Below are 3,197 nucleotides of genomic sequence, written 5' to 3'. Positions count from 1 at the left end.
GGCGACATCGCTGGCGATCACATGGCGCAGCGGCACCACCTCCACATCGCCGCCCGCCACGCCCCTGTCCACCGCGGCGATGATATCGGCGATGCGGCGTACATTGTCCGCGTAGTCGGTCACAACGATGGTGTTGTTGTTGGGGTAGGCATTGATCACGCTGTTGGCCGTGATCAGCGGGCGCAGCACGGGTACCAGCGTGGCTGCGGACTCCCGCTTGAGACGGAACACCTGCGTGATGACCTGGTTGCCGCGCGCGCCGGCGCCGCTCGCGTTGCCGACGACCGTTTCCATCGCCTGGAGCTTGGCGTCGGCCTCGGGCACCACCTTCAGCATGTTGCCGTCCTCCACCATGGCGTAGCCCTGCAGGCGCAAGGCCGACTGCAGCGTGCGCATGGCCTGGGCCGTGGTCAGCGGTTTGTCCGAGGACAGGCTGAGCGAGCCCTTGACGCGCGGGTCGACCAGCACGGTCTTGCCATGTGCGGCGGCGACGGCCTGCACTACCTGGGCAATCTCGGCGTTTTCGAAATCCAGCGTGACGCGCCGCTGCGCCTGCACCGGGCCCTGCTCCGACAGCGCCCCTTGCGGCAGGCTCAAGGTCAGGGCAAGCAGTGCGCAGGCGTGCGCGAGATTGCGTTTGAGGTTCATGTTCCGTATGCGGGATGGCCGCGCCTGGAGCCGCTCTGGCACGGTGACCGTGAGTTGCCGCGAATGCCGCCGGGGTGGCGCTGCCGCGGGTTGGCGGCGGAACATCGCTGAAGGCATAAGCTATCCTGCCAGTGCAACAGAACCATGGCGGCGAAAGGCCAGTTCTTGCCATCATGGTGTCATGTTGCGCAGCGAGGAGATGCGCGGTCGCGGCACGGTTGCGGCGGCGCGCCAGGCCGCCGCGGCGCCCTTGTGGGGATGCCACTGCTTCGCCTGCGCTCAGCCGTTGTGGCATGAAGCGCTGTTGATGCCGACCCGCCCGACGGGATCGATGGCGTATCGGTTCTCGGCCTGCTCCGCACGGTTGTGGGCGAGCAGCGTGCACATTTCTATCCAGCACTCCGCGGACACCAGGTAGGCGTGCGGGCGCTGGTGTTTCGTGATCAGTACCGGTTGCTCCTGCGCGGCCTCCAGCGCGCGGGAAGGGTTGGCACTGAATTTCGTTACGTTGATGAACCACTGGCTTTCCGTCATGCCCTGACCTTTTGATGTAAAGACGAGACGACCGCCCTGGCCAAAGGAAATCCATCGTCCGCGATGATCGCGGCAAGGGCCTTGCGGGCGGCTGGCGAAATGTGGTGTTGCGTAATGTGTTGCGTCAGCCGGCAGTAGCGGTATCGGATCCGCTACACGGCCGGGCTTATCGGCTGGCTGCCCGGCGCTTCAGGGCCAGACGCCGCCGTCGTCGCGCAATGCCCGGTGCCGGCGCGATGCTGCTTCCATCTGTGGTCCCGGAATTCTTCTTGTGCCATTGCGCATTCCCTTGAAAGAGCGCCTGCCTCATTAGTTAAGACGTTTCATGAGACATGAAACCCGCAGTTTTTTTGTTGCGCGGCTATCGCCAGGTGCCGGCACATGCAGCGAGCACGCTCAGCGAATCCTTGCGCGCATGGATATGCGCCCCGGCCCGGGCAATGCCACCGCACCCGCGCGCAGCGCATAACGCATAACGCATAACGCATAACGCATAACGCATAACGATCCCCTCTTTTATTCGTTCCGTGTGCGCCGCCGCTTGCGTACAGTCTGCTGGCGCCACCCCAGCCGGCTGGCACCGACGGTGCGCCGCGTGCGCAAACCACGACTTCGCCCACAAGAATTCGAACAACCCGAACACACCATGACCCGCACTCTTTCGCTGCGCTCCCAGCGTCCTATCGTCCTTGCCGCCACCTTGCTGGCCGGTACCTTCATTGCCGGCGCGGCGCATGCCGACGCCACGCTCGACAAGATCCGCCAGCGCGGCAGGATCGTGGTCGGCATCATGTTGTCCGGCAGTGCCTTCGGCTCCATCGATCCTGCCACGCAGAAGCCCGTCGGCTTCAATGCCGAGCTGGCGCAGGACCTGGCAAGGCAGCTCCATGTGGAGCTGGAAACCGTGCAGGTGCAGCCGTCCAACCGCGTGCAGTTCCTGCAGCAGGGCAAGGTCGACGTGCTGATCGCGGCAATGGAATACAACGCCGAGCGGGGTGAGCAGCTGGGCCACGTGCCGACGCCCTATTACCGCGTGGGGGGCGCCGTCATCGTGCCAAAGCAGAGCGATATCCGCCGCTGGGAAGACCTCAAGGGCAAGACCGTGTGCATCTCGCAGGGCAGCAGCTATACGCGCCCGGTGCAGGTGGAATACGGCGCCATTCCGAAGGGCTTCAAGGGGTCGGCGGAATCGCTGCTGGCGCTGCGCGGCGACAACTGCGCCGGCGCCGTGCACGACAACACGCTGCTGCAGCCGCTGGTGCGCGGCAATCCGGAGTGGCAGAACTACCGCATCGTGCTGCCGGAGCTGAATCCCGCGCCTACCGTGGTCTGGACCCGCAGGGGCGAGCAGGACACCATCCAGGCGGTCGATCGCATCGTGCAGAACTGGCACCGCACCGGCTGGCTGATCGCCACCGAGAAGAAGGCCGGCATCCTGCCGCCTTCGCCGGCGCTCATCGAGCTGCACGACAGGTTCAAGGGCGGCCGTTCCTGATGGATGCCGCGATTGCCTCGCTGGTGGACGGAGCGCGCCATCTCGGCCTGAACTATGCCTTCCTGGCCGATGCCTATGACCGCGGCGCGTTCGCGCATGGCGCCTGGGTCACGGTGCAACTGGTGGTTTGCACGCTGGCAGGCAGCCTGGTGGCGGGCGTGGCCATGGCGGCATTGCTGACCTCCCGCCGTCCGCTGCTGGCGGGCGCCACCCGGGCCTTTGTCGAAGTCACGCGCAATACGCCCACGCTGGTGCAGCTCTACTGCGCCTTCCTCGTGCTGAATATGCTGATCACGCACGCCTTGCAGGACGCGCAGCGCAGCAATCCGCTCACGCCATTCCTGTGGGTGGTGGTGGTGCTGTCGCTGCACAAGGGGGTATTCCATGCCGAAGCCCTGCGCGCCGGCATCGAAGCGGTGCCCAAGGTCACGCTGGAAGCGGCGGCTTCGCTGGGCTTCGACCGCCGGACCCTGCTGTGGCGCGTGCAACTGCCGCTGGCGGCGCGCTTCGCGCTGCCGGC

General features: G+C 65.8%; 4 protein-coding genes. 2 read left to right on the top strand and 2 right to left on the bottom strand.

Annotated elements, in window-relative coordinates:
* A partial coding sequence (locus tag P3W85_RS27340) for a secretin N-terminal domain-containing protein (protein ID WP_276267047.1) occupies positions 1 to 648 on the bottom strand: 648 nt, incomplete at its 3' end.
* Positions 649 to 927: 279 nt separating this feature from the next.
* Entirely contained in the window at positions 928 to 1,182 is a 255-nt protein-coding gene (locus P3W85_RS27335; protein WP_276267046.1) for a type II toxin-antitoxin system Phd/YefM family antitoxin, read from the bottom strand.
* Positions 1,183 to 1,828: 646 nt separating this feature from the next.
* Between P3W85_RS27335 and P3W85_RS27330 the strand changes: the two genes are divergently transcribed.
* Positions 1,829 to 2,677 carry a transporter substrate-binding domain-containing protein gene (locus P3W85_RS27330; RefSeq protein WP_017230653.1) on the top strand — a complete coding sequence of 283 codons (849 nt, stop codon included), beginning with the start codon at positions 1,829 to 1,831 and terminating at the stop codon, positions 2,675 to 2,677.
* Positions 2,677 to 3,197 (top strand): ABC transporter permease subunit (locus P3W85_RS27325; protein WP_276267045.1); only part of this gene is annotated, 521 nt, incomplete at its 3' end. The genes P3W85_RS27330 and P3W85_RS27325, both read left to right, overlap by 1 nt.

Source organism: Cupriavidus basilensis (assembly GCF_029335485.1).
Lineage (GTDB): Bacteria > Pseudomonadota > Gammaproteobacteria > Burkholderiales > Burkholderiaceae > Cupriavidus > Cupriavidus basilensis_E.
Note: the sequence above shows the minus strand (reverse complement) of the source record. Positions and strands in the feature narration are given on the sequence as shown.

Excerpts from the sequence above, each read along its gene's own strand:
- P3W85_RS27335 (WP_276267046.1), bottom strand. The coding sequence starts at position 1,182 with ATGACGGAAAGCCAGTGGTTCATCAACGTAACGAAATTCAGTGCCAAC.
- P3W85_RS27330 (WP_017230653.1), top strand. The coding sequence starts at position 1,829 with ATGACCCGCACTCTTTCGCTGCGCTCCCAGCGTCCTATCGTCCTTGCC.